General features: G+C 46.7%; 13 protein-coding genes and 1 riboswitch. Of the genes, 7 read left to right on the plus strand and 6 right to left on the minus strand.

Translation table 11 applies throughout. From position 1 onward, the window contains the following. Positions 1–99 precede the first annotated feature (99 nt). On the minus strand, positions 100–705 hold the full coding sequence (locus ACFSCZ_RS06850; RefSeq protein WP_380773076.1) for a class D sortase: 606 nt from the start codon (positions 703–705) through the stop codon (positions 100–102). Beyond that, positions 705–1,724, minus strand: coding sequence for a processed acidic surface protein (locus tag ACFSCZ_RS06855; RefSeq protein WP_380773077.1), 1,020 nt, complete (start codon positions 1,722–1,724; stop codon positions 705–707). Before ACFSCZ_RS06855 ends, ACFSCZ_RS06850 begins: the two co-directional genes overlap by 1 nt. A gap of 190 nt (positions 1,725–1,914) precedes the next feature. Between ACFSCZ_RS06855 and yhfH the strand changes: the two genes are divergently transcribed. The 3 genes from yhfH (at position 1,915) to ACFSCZ_RS06870 (ending at position 4,646) form a co-directional block, all read left to right on the plus strand. Beyond that, entirely contained in the window at positions 1,915–2,043 is a 129-nt protein-coding gene (gene yhfH, locus ACFSCZ_RS06860; RefSeq protein ID WP_380773078.1) for a protein YhfH, read from the plus strand. Positions 2,044–3,225: 1,182 nt separating this feature from the next. Next, a complete protein-coding gene (gene nadC / locus ACFSCZ_RS06865) occupies positions 3,226–4,074 on the plus strand; it encodes a carboxylating nicotinate-nucleotide diphosphorylase (protein WP_380773079.1) in 849 nt (282 codons plus the stop codon). Between the two features lie 128 nt (positions 4,075–4,202). Beyond that, the gene (locus ACFSCZ_RS06870; RefSeq protein WP_380773080.1) at positions 4,203–4,646 is read left to right on the plus strand and encodes a flavodoxin; all 444 of its coding nucleotides are present in this window, start codon (positions 4,203–4,205) and stop codon (positions 4,644–4,646) included. A gap of 1,190 nt (positions 4,647–5,836) precedes the next feature. On the opposite strand, the gene thiO is transcribed toward ACFSCZ_RS06870, so the two are convergent. Both thiO and ACFSCZ_RS06880 read right to left on the minus strand, forming a co-directional pair. After that, positions 5,837–6,949 (minus strand): glycine oxidase ThiO, encoded by a 1,113-nt coding sequence (thiO, locus tag ACFSCZ_RS06875; RefSeq protein WP_380773081.1) that lies wholly within the window; start codon positions 6,947–6,949, stop codon positions 5,837–5,839. Positions 6,950–7,033: 84 nt separating this feature from the next. Further along, positions 7,034–7,144, minus strand: a riboswitch (TPP riboswitch). A 128-nt stretch (positions 7,145–7,272) separates the two neighbouring features. Beyond that, positions 7,273–9,126, minus strand: a complete 1,854-nt coding sequence (locus ACFSCZ_RS06880; RefSeq protein WP_380773082.1) for an alkaline phosphatase family protein — start codon at positions 9,124–9,126, stop codon at positions 7,273–7,275. Positions 9,127–9,288: 162 nt separating this feature from the next. On the opposite strand from ACFSCZ_RS06880, the gene ACFSCZ_RS06885 reads away from it, so the two are divergent. After that, positions 9,289–10,128: an SAM hydrolase/SAM-dependent halogenase family protein gene (locus tag ACFSCZ_RS06885; RefSeq protein ID WP_380773083.1), complete on the plus strand. Its 840-nt coding sequence runs from the start codon at positions 9,289–9,291 to the stop codon at positions 10,126–10,128. Positions 10,129–10,628: 500 nt separating this feature from the next. On the opposite strand, the gene ACFSCZ_RS06890 is transcribed toward ACFSCZ_RS06885, so the two are convergent. Next, positions 10,629–11,753 (minus strand): IscS subfamily cysteine desulfurase, encoded by a 1,125-nt coding sequence (locus tag ACFSCZ_RS06890; protein ID WP_380773084.1) that lies wholly within the window; start codon positions 11,751–11,753, stop codon positions 10,629–10,631. 103 nt (positions 11,754–11,856) lie between these two features. Here ACFSCZ_RS06890 and nadB point away from each other — a divergent pair, with 103 nt between their 5' ends. The 3 genes from nadB to nadA all read left to right on the plus strand — a co-directional run bounded on the left by nadB (position 11,857) and on the right by nadA (position 15,475). Further along, complete coding sequence (gene nadB / locus ACFSCZ_RS06895; RefSeq protein WP_380773085.1) at positions 11,857–13,476, plus strand: L-aspartate oxidase; 1,620 nt, start codon at positions 11,857–11,859, stop codon at positions 13,474–13,476. After that, positions 13,445–14,296, plus strand: coding sequence for a carboxylating nicotinate-nucleotide diphosphorylase (nadC, locus tag ACFSCZ_RS06900; RefSeq protein ID WP_380773087.1), 852 nt, complete (start codon positions 13,445–13,447; stop codon positions 14,294–14,296). The genes nadB and nadC (ACFSCZ_RS06900) overlap by 32 nt, the downstream gene beginning before the upstream one ends. A gap of 72 nt (positions 14,297–14,368) precedes the next feature. After that, the gene (gene nadA / locus ACFSCZ_RS06905; RefSeq protein WP_380773088.1) at positions 14,369–15,475 is read left to right on the plus strand and encodes a quinolinate synthase NadA; all 1,107 of its coding nucleotides are present in this window, start codon (positions 14,369–14,371) and stop codon (positions 15,473–15,475) included. Between the two features lie 483 nt (positions 15,476–15,958). On the opposite strand, the gene ACFSCZ_RS06910 is transcribed toward nadA, so the two are convergent. Continuing rightward, entirely contained in the window at positions 15,959–17,950 is a 1,992-nt protein-coding gene (locus ACFSCZ_RS06910; protein WP_380773089.1) for a penicillin-binding transpeptidase domain-containing protein, read from the minus strand. Positions 17,951–18,022 lie beyond the last annotated feature (72 nt).

Raw genomic sequence — 18,022 nt, forward strand, 5'->3', positions numbered from 1 at the left:
CGAAATAGTCATAAACATATACCCCAAATTGGCTTGACACAATCCAAAATAAAAAACAGCTGCCGGAAAAGTTCTTACACCTTTCCAGGGCAGCTGTTTTTAATCTGTCATTATTTTGGTTTTGATTAGATCCCCGGTTAAAATGTAGCGTTCCGGTGCATCTCCGATATAAGTAAATGGATAGCACGTTGTTACAGACAACGCAGCGCGCGGCTTTGGAACAATAACCGTACGGTCATCAGCATCCACAATGCGGACCTTCCGAATTTTATAAGTGAATTCATCCTTTGAAGTGGTGACGATCAAGATATCTCCTTTGCCGACTTCACCGAGCCTTCTGAATACAGTATCCCGGTGTCCGGATAGGACGGTATGGTCTTTTTCTCCGGGGAGAACACTGCCGGCGTAATGGCCCACCCCTTTTTCCAGCTCATCTTCATCCGTTCCATGATAGATGGGCAGTACCGCATCCAGCTTGGGAATGATCAACTGACCGATCATATCTCCTTCTACTGGGCGTTCTTCATAAACAACGGTTTTCTCGGGGACAGGCGGTGCCATTTTCTCTTTATCGGATCTTTCCTCCGTAGGGAGGGGTGCAGAAACCGTATGACCTGACACGAACTTCAAACCATTCGTTGCGGCGAGCCAGCTGCCGAGCCCCATTAAGACAACGGAAGCTGTCAGAAAAATATAGCGTTTCATCAGGCACCTTTTACTTTATGTTTACGGAATAAAAAAGCTCCGAGAATAATCAGTGCAAATCCTGCTGCTGCTTGTGGAAGATAGCCTGCGGCTGTATCCGGCAGCTTCCCCCCATTGACAGTTTTGACAACCGGTTTTGCACCGTTTTCAGCTTCAGGATTTGCTGCAGCAGACTTCACGGCCTTTTCAGCTTTTTGACCGGCATGATGGATGAAATCAGACCCAAACATTTCTTTGGTGATCAGCAAATCAGCAAGAAATTGACCGTCTTTTGAATAAATTTTTATAAGTAAATCGGCTTCGTCCACAGTATCCATTTGAAGTAAGGCAGAAATTGAAACAGGTGTTTCAACGCCATTCTTTACTAAATAATAATCCACCTTCACTTCAAAAAGTTCCAATAGCTCTTCCCATATATCAAGAAGTTCCACCATTTGTGCTGGTGTGAGATCCGAGGAGCTGTCAAATTCAGGGAAAGCAGACAGCCGGGCTTCAAGGTCAAGCAATTTCGTCAAAAATGCTTCCGAATCAGCATTCTCCATCACTTTCATCAGGTGATCGGCCAGTCTTTGTCCTTCTTCCTCTGTTACCCCGAATTCGCTAAGCAGAGCCAGAGCAATCTCTTCATCCATACTGACCGTATCATCAGATGTTAAATAGTAAACTTCCACATCCAGGTCATCGATAAAAATAAAATCATCCAGAGACAAGCCATTTTCTGCAAAAAGCTGTTCAAGCTCTTCCTGTGTCAGGCCATATTCGTCCAGCAAGGCCTTCAAGTTTTGTTCGTTGATGGTGTCACCCAAATAATTGATCATTTCCTGAACAGAATCAAAATCCTCCAGCGTATAACCGTGGTAACCCTCAAAATATGTAATGAACTCTTCTTCATTCATTCCAATATCCAGTAAAAAACGTTGAAACTCTGAATCTTGCGGATTTACTGCTGCAAAAGTGGATAAGGGCAGCATCCAAATAACAAGGATCGCTGCAGGAACAGCAGACAACAAACGTTTCACATACGATTCCCCCTGAAAATTTATAAAATACCTTCCAATTATATTCGATCAGAAGCTTCCTGAATAGGAGGTTTTACACAAATATTAATTTATTAAATGAAATATATATAAAAGAGATATATAACAGTTATTGACAATATTAATCTGTTATAATACAATATAGTAAACAATCAAAAGGAGGCCATCCACCATGATGCCAATTGAATTTTACCGGAATATTCCCCGTAAACAATGCTGCGAATGCGGAGAGGAAATGCACGAAATGCATGAGTGCTATTTCAACGAGTGTGAACGCTGTTTAAGCAAAACAGAGGAGTAACAAACCATTGAAAAAACTGAACGAAATCCCTCCATAATCTGCCTGTTTCGCAATGAAGCAAAGGCAGATTATTTTTATTGGAAAAGAGCGCTGTTGATCCCAATGGCAAACGTGATATATAACAGAATGTCGAACAGTTTGACAGCTGCTTGCTTAGAGGGGACAGTCATTATGAGATTCGGGCAGCAAATGCCTGGCCGCGGCTTTTATTTTGTAAAGGTTCAGACGTGGATAGTAAATCCTGAAAGTACAAGTACGCATCCGGACAGTAGTACTTAAAAGCTAGGCGTGGAAATCCTCCTAAATAAAGCGTCAAACTGAAAACACGGTAGTGTTTTTGTTTCTAAGCGTATTCCTCCTGAACATCTGCCCTTTCTTTATACTCGGTGGTATTTTTCTTCAGAATCTTCCCGAACAACTGCCCTTTCTCCATACTCGGTGGAATTTGTAATCGAAACCCTGCCGAACGAACGGATTTATCGCATGATAGGGAAGAACTTGGGGGACTTTCTTTCTCGTGTGCCCATGTTGGAGGAGTCAATCAGAATTCGCGCTGCGGTCAATGCCAAGCAGCTCCGCTGTAGCTGTACTTCGATGGAGAGTACAGCACATCTGCCCGAAACAAAAAGCCGAATACTTTTAACGATATTATGGACTTGACTTGGATACAGTCCATCCTGTACTTGAATAAAGGTCCAGACTAGGATCGTAATTCTTTTAATCTGCCCATTTATGCTCAAACATGGACAGTAAATGTTGGCATGGACTTTAAATTTTGTAATTGAACAGTAAAGCTCCCACCCGGGCATGTTACCCTAAAGGACTTAAAGACAATTTTCAAAGCCACAAAAACAACATAAGGTGAGGAGTATGTTTCAGCGGAAAGCCGCGTCGTCAAACCTACACACCATAAGTAAAAATATAACCACGGCTTAAAATCGAAATCTGGCAGAGAGCAGCACAGCTTCTACTTTTCTGTAAATTATAAAAAGTGCTTGTCATGAACGACATTCTATGTAAATATTAGTGTCAAAACACCTGTAACCTTATGCAAGCGATGAATACCATGTGATTTTGATCACAAAGTTAACAAGCAATATTGAAACAACGTTTCGCAGGAATTATCCGTTTAACTTGTGATATAAATCACGACAGGAAAATCTATACAAAGGAATGAGAAAGATGAATACATTGAAACTCCGGCTGCAGCTGGAGCAATTTTTCCTTGAAGACATTGGCGACCGTGATGTCAGCAGCCAGATTTTTGGGAGCAGCCAGCAGGGTGAAGTCCATTTTATTGCCAAAGAAAGCGGCGTATTTTGCGGGGCAGATATGATACAAATGGGCTATCTGGTTCTCGATCCTGCACTCACTTGCGATCTTTTCGTCCGTGACGGTGAAAAAGTGGAAGCCGGTAAATTGCTGGCCACCGTACGGGGAGCAGTGGCCAGTCTTCTGAAAGGTGAGCGGGTTATTTTGAATCTCGTCCAACGGATGAGCGGGATTGCGACAAAGACGCGGGAAGCAGTGGAAGTGCTCGGCAGCACAAATACAAAAATTTGTGATACACGCAAAACGACGCCAGGTTTGCGGATGCTTGAAAAATATGCTGTTCGATGTGGCGGCGGCAGTAATCATCGATACGGATTGTATGACGGTGTTATGCTGAAGGACAACCACATTGCGTTCGCAGGATCCATAGCTGGCGCTGTGGCAGCTGTCCGTGAAAAAGTGGGGCACATGGTCAAGGTGGAAGTGGAAACCGAAACGAAAGAACAAGTACTGGAAGCCGTTGCTGCCAAAGCAGATGTCATTATGTTTGACAATCGGACACCGGAGGAAATCAGGGAATGGATTCGTTTTGTGCCGGAAGGGATTGTGACGGAGGCTTCCGGTGGGATCACTATGAAAAACCTGGCCACATACAGGGATACCGGGGTGGATTACATTTCTCTCGGATTTTTGACTCACTCTGTTTCCGCCCTTGATATTAGTGCAAAGGTAAACGTGGACGCAGCCGTTTTGGTCTAAAACATATAAAAATTTTCAATTTAAAAACGCCGGCGGGCGTTTTTTTCATTAAACTTGATGAGCATCAAGGTAAGGAAAAGCCTTCCTCCCTTATGATAAAAACAAAGAGATCAGATGGAGGCGGGGGTATGAAACGTATACTTTTGCTCTATGCAAGCATGACCGGAAACACGGAGGAGATGGCAAACATCGCGGGAAAATATCTGGAGGAGCAGGGGATTCCGGTAACAAGAAAGTGCTTTGATGCCGATAATATTCAGGCCGAAGAGCTGACAGAGTATGATGGTATCATGTTTGGGACCTACACGTATGATGATGGAGACCTTCCATGGGAAGTAGAGGATTTTTACGAAGACCTGCTTAAGATAGACTTGACTGGAAAAAGGGTTGCTGTGTTCGGCTCGGGTGACAGCTTTTATCCGGAATTTGGGAAGGCAGTGGATACGATGGCTGCGCGTTTTCAGGAAGTGGGAGCTGTTCTGGTCGATGATTGTGTCATTGCGGACCTTGGTCCTGATGCAGAAGATGCGAAAAGGTGTGAAGAGTTGGTGAGAGTTTTTGTGAAAAAGTGAACAAAGGTGATCGTGCCGTATCGTAGGCAAAGTTCAATGAAATCCTGGGAGAATTGCTTTTTTAAAAAGTGTGCTCCGTTTGCCGGAAAGTGTAAAACATGCGGGGGAGTTAAGCCAGGGCAGTGTTGGACTACACATATGTCGCCGATGATTTTTTATCGGCAGCCAATTGTCTTCAGGAATAAATTGTACATCAGTAATCCCCAATTTTGTTATAAAGGGAACCATTTGGTTTTCGCGGCACACAATACCGAACAACCAGCCATACCTCTCTTGTATCACATCCCGGTACCCCGCATAATTGAACCGCTTTGGGTCATGATAGAACTTGATCAATTCAGCTTTTGGAGGGACAAAAATGGTAAAAGACTCAGAAACACACCGGGAACCCAGACATGGCAAAGAGAAGCGTCCGGAGGAGCAGCAACAAAAGAAAGGCAAATCGAACGCACGCGGAACCAGAAGTTAAAAATTTTTTTGGACGTGTCCCTCTTATCGGCAGAATGGCTGCTGATGAAGAGGGCACCTATCCTTATCCTGCGTTACGGGTAAACCATGGCTGTATATGGTCTTTGTGATCCAACGCGACCAATGACCGTTGAACGAAAAAAAATGGTGTCCAAGGGAGATTCAGCGCGTCCGAACAATGATTAAACTTAGAGAATGGCCACAAAGGATTCAAATCAACCAAAAAATGCTCAAACTGAAAAATGGGTCTTCAAGGTTGACCAAGTCGCCCCATGAACGAAAAAAGATCAGAGATGGTCGTCAAGGAGCCATCAAGTCGCCCGAACAATGACTAAAGTTCAGAAAATGGTCTCCAAGGAAGACTCAGCGCGCCCGATATCAATCAAAGTGAAGCAATTGGGTCTTCATGCCCGACTAGTCGCCCTCATGCTGTTGCAATCCGAGTTCTCATCGATACCTTTCTTCCCGCAGGGGTCGCCGCATTTTCCTAGAGTAATGTATCCGATTGTTCGTCTTTGTTTTAACCATCAATATAGGTTTCACGGCTACCCCCAATATTCTGGCGGTTATTGAGATCTCAAACAGACCGACGGCTCCCCTGAGAGGAGGACTGCTCCGGTTTCCGATCACATGCTCGGAACACAACAGCTCATATTCCAATGACTGCTCCCCACATAAACAGTCAGCGCCCCTTTTTGCCAGGGGCGTTTGCTGTTCACCGGTTAAGCCATCACCAGCTGCCGGCGGTCCACTCGAAAGGCTTCAATCCATTCGGATGGGATGTCTTTTTCAAGAATAAAATCACGGATCATTTGCCCTGTGGCCGGAGCAAGAAGAATGCCGTTGCGGTAATGGCCGCAAGCCACCAGTATATGTTTATCCTCAGGGTGTCTTCCAATAAAAGGCCGCCCATCAAAGGTTCCCGGCCGTAAACCGGCGATCACACGATCAATTGTTAATTGCGCCGCAGCCGGCATCATTGTTTTTGCCTTTTCAATTAAAAACTGGATGCCTTCAAGGCTGACAGTATCACTCCAGTCATTCTCCACCATGGTGGCACCGATCACCAGTGTTCCGTTGTTTCTTGGCACGATATAGCAGCTGTCGTGAAACAGTGTATGCTTTAACAACGGCTTGTCTGCCCGAACAATTAAGCTTTCCCCTTTTACCGGCGAGAGCCTTTCTGAGAGTACCAAATGTTTAAATAGGCTGTTGCTGAGAACCCCTGTCGCCACCACAACATACTTGGCTTCTACATCGCCTTGAGCTGTATGAATGATATAATTCCCGGCTTGTTTTTCAATGCTGTATACAGGGTGATTTTCAAAAATGGATGCACCCAGAGCTTGAGCACTTTTTGCAAAACTTTCGCATGTGCGATTCGGCAGGACACTGACATCATCCGGGATATACGCTGCACCCAATGCGTCCGGTGAAACTTCTTTTTCCATGTAAATAACATCTTCAGATTCCAGCCATTGTACGGTGGGCTGTACAAGCAGAGGTTCCAGGTTTTTTTGATCCTCCTCTGTGTAAGCCAGCTTTAAAATCCCGCCTTTTTTGTATCCGATATCCACACCGCTCTGCTCATAGAGCTCATCTTTTAATGCGGCATAAGCCCGCTGGCTGGTTCGGGCAAACGGGAAAAAGACAGAGAAGTCCCCAATGCTTTCCGAATGGGCGCCAAGCATCCCGGCAGCAGCACTTGTTGTTTTTTCACCTATCCGCCCTCCATCAAATACGGCTGTATCAATCTTCTCTTTTGCTAAATAATAGGCAATGGCACTTCCAATAATCCCGCCGCCAATGACTGCTGCTTCATACTGCTTGTTCACACATCATCACCTCACTGAAGGTTTATACAAAAAAATAACCACTCTCCCAAGCAGGAAAGTGGTTTGGTTAAACAATTCCATGAAAAAATAACTCTGCCACATCCCTACGCAGGTGCAAGCCTGTTCAGGTTATGAGGGTTTCAAAGTATACTACTTTTCTCTCAGCCCTTATCAAGGGTTCCCCTAGTGAAAATATGAATATGCAGTTGTATACTTACCCTACCATAGAAGAAAAAATTTGAAAAGGGATACTCAAAGAGATCCTGCGGCGCATATATTATCTCGGTGAGACGCTGTACAGAAATTATTTGCGTCTTCAATTGCTATTCTGTGTCCACCACCCCAGGAATGGGCTGTCCTTCGACAAAGTCAGGCGGCTCTATCTCGAGCAGTCCATATAAAGTTGGTGCAATATCCAAAGTGGAAATCTGAGTGTCGATGGTTCCTTTTCGAATGCCATTGCCTGCTGCCAGAAAAATCGGATGAAGTTCGGGTCTGGAAGGGTCGCCCCCGTGGTTTCCGAGTACATCGGACTGCATGACCTCGTCTTGATCCTCCTGCGCCATGTAGTAGCCTTTTTTGGCAACTAATACAACATCCCCGGCGTTTTCATGGGCTTGTCCGGGTTTCGTGGGAATGACTTCAACGTATGGTTTTTCCGACTTTTCAAAGGCAAGGCGGATTGCACTTTTCATTCCCTTTATTGCTCCAGACACATCTCCTTTTTGATGAATGAGGTGATGCCACCACTTGGCAAAGCCGTAAAACATATAATCCTTTTTCGGAACATGCTTTTTCTCAACTTTTGCGGCATGAAAAGTCTCGACAATTTTCTGTTTTATCGGCTTATAATTTGCTTTGCTGACAACCCCTCCTTTTTCCCGGCCTTGCACATTGATATAGATATGTGCGATTGACCCGCTTGCTACAGCAAAAGCCTGCGAGTTTTTTTCATCGACCCGGCCTTTCTCGTCTTTTACAAGCAATCCCGCCTTTTCCAGCTCTTCATTGGGAGACAGCTGCGAATGCACGGGTTCCATGCCGTGATCGGATACCAAAAAGAGCCGGTCATCTTCCTTCACATGCTGCAGCACTTGTCCAAGCATGTCATCGGCCAATTGATAAGACCAGCGTACATATTTCATATATTGCTTGGACCTTTCCTTTGAATAACCGGGCTGCCGGGGATCAACAAGCAAATATTTATGCGACTCATGGTCGGCTTGCGGATAATAGAAAAACAATACATCCGGTGCATACCGCTCTTTAATAAACAGCGACACGTCCGTTGTCCACTGGGCAAAGCGCCCGCTGATTTCCTCATATTCTTTACGGGTAATCCAATGTTTCGATAAGGCCCTGTCATCATCCTGCACGGGGAAAAATCCGAACTTTTTATTTATCTCCTGCTTAAAACCGGGGGGGCCTTGAATAATGGCCGATGTTACGGCGGTGTGGTACAGCCTGACATCGGAAAGATCAGGCTGGGATGCTTTGATTATAAAAGAAAAACCAACGGCATCGCCGCTGTCCGTCTCAAAAGAAAGGGATTCCCATTCGCCCAATCCCACTTTTACTGCATCTTTCATATCCGGATGAAAGGCAGCATAAAAAGTATGTGAATCCGCTGCCCGGATATATACATGTACATCTTTCAGCAAGGGGAATTTGCTTTTCTTATCCGTTAAATCCAGTGGAACCAGGTTGCTTTCTGCCCAGGTTTTCCCGTAGTAGACAGCATAATCGGCTTCATGACCATAGGCGGGGTTGGACCCCGGAAACAAAATGGTGGCTGTCGTCTTTCCTTGTTCGCGCGCCTTCGACCATATAGGCTCGGCATCCAGCGGCTCAAAGAACGCAATGTCCCCGTTGGTCAATTTTTTGTCGGGCTGATGGATGTTGTTGCTGACCATCCCGGTTTGGGAACTGGGGGCACCGGTTGCGATGGCAGCATGAGAAGTGGACGTTAGGGAGGGATTCACCGTCTCAATATGTTTCGCAAACATTCCCCTGTTTCTGACCTTTTCAAAGTGTGGCATGAAACCTTTTTTCATATATTCCTGCAGAAAGTCATGCCGCATCCCGTCAAATGAAATCACGATCTGTGTTTCAGCTGAAGCTGAAGAAGGAAACAACATGGCAATCATCATAAATAAGAGGTACATTCCATATTTCATCTAAGTCACCATCTCAAGCTTGTTGTTTACCAATGTTCTTCCCGGCAAGGAATCGGGTAAAACTAATAGAGTGTTTTGACAAAGGGCTTGGGGTATATTAAGATAGCGTATTATTCGTAAAAATGTCTTGTGAAAATTTTTAATAGAGAGAGGAAGAAGACGGTGGGTAACCCTTTAATACTTCAATCGGATTTTGGCTTAAGTGATGGGGCAGTCAGCGCGATGTACGGGGTGGCAAATGGAGTGGATCCGGACATTAAAATTTATAACCTGACCCATGACATACCTCCATTTGATATTTGGGAAGGCTCCTATCGCCTGCTGCAGACGATCACTTACTGGCCGGAACAATCGGTCTTCGTTTCTGTCGTGGATCCCGGAGTGGGTACCGACCGCCGGAGTGTCGTCGCCCGGACTGTTTCCAACCATTTCATTGTGACGCCTGACAATGGAACGCTGACACATGTAAACAAAGACATCGGGATTGCAGAGATGAGAGAAATCGATGAAACCGTGAACCGCCTGCCGAATTCGGGAGCATCCCACACTTTCCACGGACGGGATATTTACGCTTACACGGGTGCACGTCTGGCTGCGGGGATCATCTCTTTTGAACAGGTGGGACCGAAAATCGATACAGAAAAACTCGTCATGCTCCCAACGATGGATGCCACCCTGAAAGAAGACATGCTGCACGGGATCATCGATGTACTCGATATCCGCTATGGAAACATCTGGACCAACATCAGCCGCTCCCAGCTGCTTGATCTTCAGGTGCAATACGGCGATTCTGTCAAAGTCACCATCGAACACGAGGCAGCCATCGTATTTGAAAGGGAAATGATTTACGGACGTTCCTTCGCCGCCACCGAAAAGGGAGAAACCCTGATTTACATCAACTCACTGGATAACGTCGCAGTGGCGATCAACCAGCAGTCGTTTGCGAAAAAATATAAAATCGGTACAGGTGTGGATTGGAAGGTCTATATTAAAAAATCCTAGAGTGGGGCCGGACGCGTGGCGTCCGGTTTGATGTTTTTATGAGAGGACATTCGACAGGGAACAGGATGGCTTGATGAATGAACCTAACCAAGTGGAGAGTACTGGAATTTTGGTTGTTGGGTGCTGTCGTGGCTCCCGAATATGCATGGGCCACCGGAGAAAGGTCTCCTGGGTTGGCCCGATGCTCCCGATGAGGCGCTGCAGCTCTGGGATCGATCGCCTAGCATGATTCAATCCTCCCGAATAAGCGAGGACGTCACGAGAAAGGTCTTCAAGAGTGGTCCAAGATTCCAAAACAAAGGTCATGCCCTTCATGAGTATAAAGTCCATATATTTTGTCAAAAAAAGACCATCACCATGACATTTTAAATAAAGGACCTGATGATGGCCCATTAAATATAAATGGAGAAAATCTAATAGGGGAAATAAAATTACTGGAATCTCCTGGTTCCAACATTCAGATCTATAATGCTCTCCCCGCGCCCCATTCCTGCTTTCAACTAATAGCGATTTTCCCTTGCAATTTTTACTAATGTCTTTCCAAGCTCTCGAACATCCTCCGGCTGAGTTTCACGGCCAAGCGTGATCCGAATGAATTCTTTCGCGGTCTTTCCTTCTACACCAAGCGCCACCATTGTTTTCGACGGAGCCTGCATGCTTACCTGACATGCGCTCCCTGTGGAAATCGCGAATCCATAGCGGTTGGCCTCGTTCATGATGAGCTGTCCCTCCAGTCCCGGGATTCTCATGCCGATCGTAGACGGCAGGTCAGCGCGGTACACAGTACACATTTCCCGTATAGGCTCCAGGGAAGTTAAAAACATTTCCCGCAGCAACCGGAACTGCTTTTTGTTTTCTTCTAACCCGCGAACTGCTTTTTCCGCAGCCACAGCCATCGCTGCAATTCCGGGAACATTTACAGTGCCGGCGCGGAATCCGTGTTCGTGCGAGGTGCCCGGTACATAAGGATCCCACCGTACTTCCGGATTCAAGTAAACCGCGCCAACCCCTTTTGGACCGTAAAATTTATGTCCGGATACCGTTAGGCTGTCCACGAATGGAGCGATGGGCGACATGTCCACTTTTCCAAAAGATTGTACACAATCACTGTGCAAAAGAATTTGATTTTCCCGGCATAACTTTCCTATTTCTTCAATGGGCTGCAATGTTCCGATTTCCGGATTTGTGTGCTGAATGCTCGCAAGAACCGTGTCTTCCCGAATGGCATTTTGGAAATCCTCCAAGTCAATCCGACCGTCCTCATGAAAGGGTAGCAATGTAATGTCCCAGCCGGCCTGACGCAGTTTTTCGATAGTATTACTAACCGAGGAATGTTCAGCCATTCCTGAAATTATATGCTTCCCCTTCTTTTTCCTGCCAGTTAATAACGCCTGAATGGCCAAATAATTTCCTTCGGAACCACTTCCTGTAAAGTATATACCGTCTTTTGAAACACCAATAAAACCGGCCATCTGCTCCCGGCTGTATGCTAAAAGCCCGTTTGCCCGATCGCCGGCATCATGGAGGCTGCTTGCATTTCCGTAATAAGAAGACGCTGCTTGTATATAAACTTCCGCCGCTTCCCGGTCGAGCGGACAGGAGGCTGCATAATCAAAATATTTCACTTGGCCAACCTGCTTTCTGTGATTTTTAAAAAAACTCTTGTCATAAGTTTAATTGTGTGTAAATATAAGTGTCAAGACAGATGTAAACACTAGGAGGCGCATCATGGAAAAAGCTGATGTCCTAATCATTGGAAGCGGCGTGGCCGCATTGCAATTGGCGAAGCGTCTTCATGACGATATGAATGTGATTATTATCACAAAGTCTTTTATAGCAAATGGAAATTCAAACTTGGCTCAGGGAGGTGTAGCCGCGGCAATCGGAGAGCAGGATCACCCCGACCGCCATTTCACTGATACGCTGGAAGCCGGCAGATTTCACAATGACCGCAAGATTGTGCGGGAAGTGACAAGGGCAGCGCCCGGATTGATTGAGGAGCTGTGGACCGAAGGTTGTCAGTTTGACACAGATGCAAAAGGCAGGCTTTTACTCGGAATGGAAGGAGCACACAGTGAACAGCGCATCGTCCATGGCGGGGGAGATGCGACGGGACGCCGGCTCATGGAGCATCTTGCACCCATAGCAGCCAGCACATGTACCGTTATTGAAAATATGTATATCTTTGATTTAATAAAGGATTTCAATGGTCGATGCATCGGAGCTAAGGGGAAAAGCACCGATGGAACTATCACCACTTATTACGCGGTTCATGTGGTGTTGGCTACAGGCGGGTGCGGCCGGCTGTACAGCCATACCTCCAATGCAGAGACGGTCACCGGCGACGGGATTGCGCTCGCATACAAAGCCGGCGCGGAAATCGCAGATATGGAGTTTATCCAGTTTCATCCGACTCTTCTATATCTGAATGGCCAAACCCACGGCTTAATTTCGGAAGCCGTTCGCGGAGATGGCGGCCGACTTGTTACGGATGCAGGTGAACCGATCATGGATGGAATCCATCCGCTGGGCGACCTGGCACCGCGTCATGTTGTAGCCCAGACGATATACGATTACTTGAGCAAGGGAACGCAAGTATATTTGGATGTCTCCGCGATAAAGAATTTTAATCAGCGGTTCCCGACTATTACCGCTCTATGTGAAAAAAATCACGTAGATTGGAGACGCAGGATTCCTGTTGCACCCGGAAGCCACTTTTTAATGGGCGGTGTGAAAACCGACCTGGCCGGGCGGACAAGCATTAAAGGATTGTATGCCATCGGGGAAACCGCCTGCACCGGTCTCCATGGAGCTAACCGTTTGGCAAGCAACTCGCTTCTGGAAGGACTTTTTATGGGGAAAAAATTGGCGGAACAGATCATGGAATCCATCGTCGAGGATGAAAGACAGGATGTTCATTCATTCACCGGTACCCGGGCAGAACAACCTGTGGAAAAACAGGAGGAAGTCCATTGGTTCACCCGGACAAACCAGCGGGAATGTCGATTGCCGGATATCAAGGAGATCCAGCAGACAATGATGGATCACGTGGGAATTGTCCGTTCAGAAGAAGGATTATTTACACAAAAACAATGGCTTGAAAAATTTCAAATCAATGATCTGTTGCAGGCTGATATGGGTTTTTTCACCTTCGAGGAAATGACAAGAGCGTTTATGCTTATGACCTCCCGGCTGATTACAGAGGGGGCATGGAAAAGGACCGAAAGCAGGGGAGGCCACTTTCGAAGCGACTATCCTTGTGAAAACAATAACCTTTGGTTGGGCAAGCATATTATCCATAAAAGGAATGAGATTGATGAACAAATTGAAACTGCGGCTGCAACTTGAACAATTTTTCCTGGAAGACATCGGAGACCGCGATGTCAGCAGCCTGATATTTGGAAACAGCCGATACGGTGAAGTTCATTTTATCGCAAAAGAAAGCGGCGTGTTTTGCGGGGAAGACATCATTCAGACAGGGTATGCCGTTCTGGATCCTGAGCTTTGGTGTGACATGGCTGTCCATGACGGAGAGACCATTGACAGAGGACAGACGCTTGCAACCGTCCGCGGGCCGGTGGCCAGCCTGTTGAAAGGGGAGCGTGTTATTTTAAACCTCGTGCAAAGAATGAGTGCGATTGCGACAAAAACACGTCAGGCGGTAGAGACGCTGGGAAGCGGGCATACAAAAATTTGCGATACAAGAAAAACAACACCGGGTTTGCGGATGCTTGAAAAATATGCTGTTCGCTGCGGGGGCGGGCTGAATCATCGCTATGGATTGTACGATGGTGTCATGCTGAAAGACAATCACATTGCTTTCGCCGGATCGATTGCCGAAGCGGTGGCAGCGGTTCGCGCGAATACAGGGCATATGGTCAAGGTGGAAGTTGAAACAGAAACGAAGGACATGGTCCTTGAAGCTGTCGCTGCCAAAGCTGATGTCATCATGTTCGATAATCGGAAGCCTGAAGAAATCAGGGAATGGATCCAGCTCGTACCGGAGGGCATCATTACGGAAGCTTCCGGCGGCATTACGATGGACAACTTGGCTTCCTATCGGGATACCGGAGTCGACTATATTTCATTGGGATGTTTGACGCATTCCGTTTCTGCACTGGATATTAGCGCAAAAGTAACTGTCGGAGCGGCGCTGCAGCTTTCTTAGACCCCGCAGGCCGGATACAAAAAGGGCTGCCGCCGCCCTGTAACATTTTCATTTAGGGAGGAGTTCAGGAACATGAGTATTTTTCAAACGTTGGAAAAGCAGACAAACGTACTGCCTGATCAGTATCGCCACATGTCTGCAGAAGAGCTGGAAGAAAGAGTGCGTGCTGTAAAAGCTGCGCTCGGGAACAAGCTTTTTATTCCCGGCCACCATTACCAAAAGGATGAAATTATCCAATTTGCGGATGCGACCGGAGATTCCCTGCAGCTTGCGCAGCTATGCGAACAAAATGAGGAAGCGGAGCATATCGTTTTTTGCGGCGTCCATTTTATGGCAGAGACTGCCGATATTTTGACGACAAAGGAGCAAAAAGTCTACTTGCCGGACATGAGGGCGGGCTGTTCGATGGCCGATATGGCTGACATTTATCAGACGGAGCGTGCCTGGGAGAAGCTGACGTCCATCTTCGGAGACACGATCCTCCCGCTCACCTACGTCAACTCGACGGCTGCGATTAAGTCTTTCGTTGGAGAAAACGGCGGAGCTACAGTCACTTCGTCCAATGCTGAAAAAATGGTTCAGTGGGCGTTCGAACAAAAGGAACGCATTCTATTTTTGCCGGATCAGCATTTAGGAAGAAATACCGCCTTTAATTTGGGCGTAGGGCTCGATGAAATGGCCGTCTGGAACCCTATTACGGATGAATTAGAGTTTGAGGGCCCGGTTGAAAAAGTGAAAGTCCTGCTCTGGAAAGGGCATTGCTCTGTTCATGAAAATTTTACTGTAAAAAATATTGAAGATGTGCGCAGCCAGTATCCAAATATGAAAGTGCTCGTTCATCCGGAATGTTCGCGTGAAGTCGTGGCACAATCCGATCTGGCCGGCTCAACCAGTTATATCATTGATGTCATCGAAAAAGCAGAGCCGGGATCGGCTTGGGCGATTGGAACAGAAATGAATCTGGTCAACCGTCTGATTCAACAACACCCGGACAAGCACATCATTTCACTGAACCCGCATATGTGTCCGTGCTTGACGATGAACCGGATTGATCTTCCGCATCTCGTGTGGTGCCTCGTAACCATCGCTAAAGGCGAAGAGCATAATGTGATTTCCGTTGACGACCAGACTGCCGAGTATGCCAAACTAGCGCTGAATCGGATGTTGGAGTTGTCCTAAAAAAGGCCGGGTGCCGTGCTTATTGAGGACGGATTTAGCTGCCCGAAAAACATGGTGTTCATTCGCAAGGATGAGTCTAAGAAAGAGTTCATGTGTATACCGAAAAAGTAAGCTAACTGTAAAAGTGTGTATTTATTGCAACTTTATGTTTTCACAATGAAACGTCCTGGAGGTAATCCGAGTACGCGTTTTCTAAAGTGGCCACTGGATCCGCTCTCCCAACCTTTAAAGGCTGTCGCTTGGCCGTGTCTAGTCGGTATGCGCCGGATCTATGATCCGCAAGCAGTGGAATCCATAGCACCCCGGCACATAAAAGGGGCTGTCTAAAAAGCTCCTAAAATAAATCAGGAGGAGAAAATCGAATCGTTTTTCTCCTCCTGATTTTGTATTTGCGGGTTTTCTCCCTGAAAGCAGCTGGCGGATGCCCGCCACCTTCAGGAATTTATGGGCCAAGGAAAGCAGTCCGCCCGGGACTGCCTTCTCTTATTCCAGTATGTTTCTAACTTTCTCAACGGCCAACTCCGATCCTCCGCGTCCCTGGACGTCTTCAATCATCATGGCCACAAGCAGCTCCGGATTTTCCGTATCATAGCCGACGAAAAAGCCGTTCTCTTTTCCTTTTTCTCCTTGCCTTGCTTTCAACTCTGCTGTTCCGGTTTTACCGGCAACACGCTTGCCCTCGATCCGGGCACTGCGCGCAGTTCCACTCGGATCTTCCACAACTTTTAACAAAGCCTTCTCGAGATCCGCCGCTGTTTTTTCGCTCATGACGCCTTCTTTCCAAACGTTGCCTGTATCTTCACCACTTACCAACACAGGCTGAATCATGTTTCCTTTATTTATTAAAGGTGTGTAGGTTGCTGCCAAATGGACGATGTTCATCTGGACCTGCCCCTGTCCGTAGGCGGAGTCCGCCAACGCAATATCCGAGTCAATCTCGCCGATCGTCGACTGATCCAGCGGGTAAGCAAAATCAGGCATGTCTTCTTCGAATCCGAAGGCTTTCAATCCCTTCACAAACTCATCCTTGCCAAGGTCGAGCGCTGCTTGAGCGAAATAAATATTATCCGAAAGCACAAGCGCAGTTTCCAAGTCAATCGGCCCGTTCTTCTCTGTTACCCTCGTAACGGAATAGCCGCCCCAGGATGAATCTTTTTTCCAGGACAAACCCTGGATATCGTACGTTTTCTTCCAATCTATCGCACCGGCTTCCAGTGCAGCCGCTGCCGTAATCGGTTTGATCACCGACCCCGGTGCATAGCCGTTTTTAAACCTGGTCACCAGCGGTTCTTTCTTGTCACTTTCCAGCTGTTCCCAATCTTTTGCTGTCGCTCCCAAGGATAAAACGTTCGGGTCAAAGCTTGGACTGCTTACGAGTGCAAGGGTTTCGCCGCTCACCGGGTGGATCGCTGCTGCTGTACCCGCCTCGTCTTTTAATTCATTAAACACTTCATTTTGAATACCTGCATCAATCGTTAATTGAACGTTTTCGCCGTCCTTGACAGCTGTTTCCGCAAGGACTTTCTCAGTGCCGTCTTTTTTGTTGATGACAATTTTAACACCGTTTTGGCCTTTTAATTTCTCTTCAAACACTTGCTCCAGACCTCTTTTTCCGATCACGTCCGAACTTTGGTATCCGCCTCCGGCTTTTTCCAACTCCTCAGCTGTAATCGGTCCGACGTAACCGATCAGGTGCGCCGCCGCTTCACCGAGAGGGTAGACTCTCGATTCGACCGTTCGGTTGTTCACAGAGGGGATCTCTGTCGCTTGTTCGAGCACGTCGTTTGTATCGCCCGGAATTTTTTTAATCGGAACAAAGTGTTCCGGCTGTACCCAGGAAGCCGACAATGCATTTTCGATCTGCTCCTCGCTCAGTCCGAGCACCTCTGAAACCTGCTTGATGATTTTTTCTTTATCCTCGCCCATTTCAGCGGGGATGATCCCGATTTCGGTCACTTTGCCCATGGTCGCCAGCGGCTTTCCATGTTGGTCGAGAATATCACCGCGCTTGGCCGGTGCAGTTGAAATGCCGATGGTATCTCCTTCTTCAAGCTCTGGAAAAATATATGTCGTATCCCAGCTGACAAACCAGTTTTTTGCTTCTTCCCGTTCTTCTTCCTGTAAAACGGCCGTATGATCAAAGGTAATTTCGCCTGCGATGGTATCCATGGTTACGCTGAATGGCAGCTCGATGGAACCTTCTTTTTCTTCCGTTTCTTCAGGCGTTGTAAAATCCACTTTTAAATTTTTAACTTCTAAATCATTATAAATTTTTTCGTAGCGTTCAGTAAATTCATCCTTCGACACTTTTTCCTGTGCCTCTTTGGACAGATACTTGTACATTTCATCGAAATTCCGTTCATTCCACTCTTTTACATAAGCAGTGAAACGCTCTTCAGGTGCAGGCTGATTGCTGCAGCCGGCGGCCACAACAGCAATCAGCAGCACGCTCAGCCATCCGATCCATTTTTTCATGTAACATCCCCCTTATCCTGTCATTGTATCATTAGAGCCAGTGGTTATGTTAAAATAGTTATCATAAAAAAT

Origin of the sequence: Siminovitchia sediminis (assembly GCF_042680885.1) — a bacterium.
Classification (GTDB): domain Bacteria; phylum Bacillota; class Bacilli; order Bacillales; family Bacillaceae_C; genus Siminovitchia; species Siminovitchia sediminis.

Excerpts from the sequence above, each read along its gene's own strand:
- nadA (WP_380773088.1), top strand. The coding sequence starts at position 14,369 with ATGAGTATTTTTCAAACGTTGGAAAAGCAGACAAACGTACTGCCTGAT.
- nadC (WP_380773079.1), top strand. The coding sequence starts at position 3,226 with ATGAATACATTGAAACTCCGGCTGCAGCTGGAGCAATTTTTCCTTGAA.
- ACFSCZ_RS06880 (WP_380773082.1), bottom strand. The coding sequence starts at position 9,126 with ATGAAATATGGAATGTACCTCTTATTTATGATGATTGCCATGTTGTTT.
- ACFSCZ_RS06910 (WP_380773089.1), bottom strand. The coding sequence starts at position 17,950 with ATGAAAAAATGGATCGGATGGCTGAGCGTGCTGCTGATTGCTGTTGTG.
- yhfH (WP_380773078.1), top strand. The coding sequence starts at position 1,915 with ATGATGCCAATTGAATTTTACCGGAATATTCCCCGTAAACAATGCTGC.
- ACFSCZ_RS06870 (WP_380773080.1), top strand. The coding sequence starts at position 4,203 with ATGAAACGTATACTTTTGCTCTATGCAAGCATGACCGGAAACACGGAG.
- ACFSCZ_RS06850 (WP_380773076.1), bottom strand. The coding sequence starts at position 705 with ATGAAACGCTATATTTTTCTGACAGCTTCCGTTGTCTTAATGGGGCTC.
- nadC (WP_380773087.1), top strand. The coding sequence starts at position 13,445 with ATGAACAAATTGAAACTGCGGCTGCAACTTGAACAATTTTTCCTGGAA.
- nadB (WP_380773085.1), top strand. The coding sequence starts at position 11,857 with ATGGAAAAAGCTGATGTCCTAATCATTGGAAGCGGCGTGGCCGCATTG.